Annotated in this window: 1 protein-coding gene; it reads left to right on the forward strand. The window is 66.6% G+C overall.

What is annotated here, in order from left to right:
- Positions 1 to 1,116, forward strand: a 1,116-nt coding sequence (locus DWZ15_RS10270) for an IS256 family transposase (RefSeq protein WP_118450827.1), incomplete at its 5' end; no start/stop codon positions are given.
- Between the last annotated feature and the right edge of the window lie 56 nt (positions 1,117 to 1,172).

Consider the following 1,172-nt stretch of genomic DNA (forward strand, 5'->3'; position numbering starts at 1 on the left):
GAGGAGACGCTCAACGCGCTGCTCGACGAGGAGGCGTCCGAGCTCGTAGGGGCCGGGCGCTACGAGAGGACGGCAGGCCGGGAGGCATACCGCAGCGGCCACTACGCGAGAAAGCTCGTCACCGGGGCAGGAGAGGTCGAGCTCAACGTGCCGAAGCTGCGCGGCGCGACCTTCCAGACGGCCGTTATCGAGCGCTACCGCAGGCGCGAGACTTCGGTCGAGGAGGCCATCGTCGAGATGTACCTCGCGGGCGTCTCGACCAGGAGAATCGAGGACGTCTCCGAACTCCTCTGGGGAGCGCCCGTGTCCTCCGGCACCGTCTCCAACCTCAACGAGAAGGCGTTCGCGTCCATCGAGGCCTGGCGCCAGAGGCCGCTCGAGGGCGATTACCCTTACGTTTTCGTCGACGGCATCTACCTCAAGCGCAGCTGGGGAGGGTCCTACGAGAACGTGGCCGTTCTGGTGGCCATCGGCGTCAACTCCACCGGCGACCGGGAGGTCATCGGCTGCGCGGAGGGCTACACCGAGTCGGCGGACTCGTGGCGCGAGTTCTTCTCGTGGCTCAGGGGGCGCGGGCTCTCCGGCGTGCGGCTCGTCACCGGCGACAAGTGCGCGGGGATGCTCGGTGCGCTCGAGGAGGTGTTCCCCGGGGCACGCTACCAGCGCTGCACGGTCCACTTCTACCGAAACGTGTTGGGAAGGGTGCCCGTGACCAGGAGGAAGGCCGTGGCGCGCATGCTGAAGGCGATTCACGCGCAGGAATCGCGCGAGGCGTGCTCGAGGAAGGCGGCGGAGGTGGCGGACGAGCTGGACGGGATGAGGCTCGGCGCGGCCGCGAGGACGGTGCGCGACGGCTTCTCCGAGACTCTCGCCTACACGGACTTCCCGCCGGAGCACTGGCGCAGAATCCGGACCAATAACGGTATCGAGCGCATCAACCGCGAGATCAGGCGGAGGACGAGAGTCGTAGGGACCTTCCCGGACGGCAACTCGGCCCTGATGCTGGTGACGGCGAGGCTGAAGTACATCGTGGAGCACGAATGGGGCAAGAGGAGGTACCTGGACATGTCGAAGCTGGAGGAGATGGACGAGCTGAGCAAGAAGGCGGAGGGCTAGAGCAAGGCGGGGCCGAGGCCGCCTCGATCAATTTGCGAAAGAATCTTGACGGTACC

The organism is Collinsella sp. AF29-7AC (assembly GCF_003475665.1).
Lineage (GTDB): Bacteria > Actinomycetota > Coriobacteriia > Coriobacteriales > Coriobacteriaceae > Collinsella.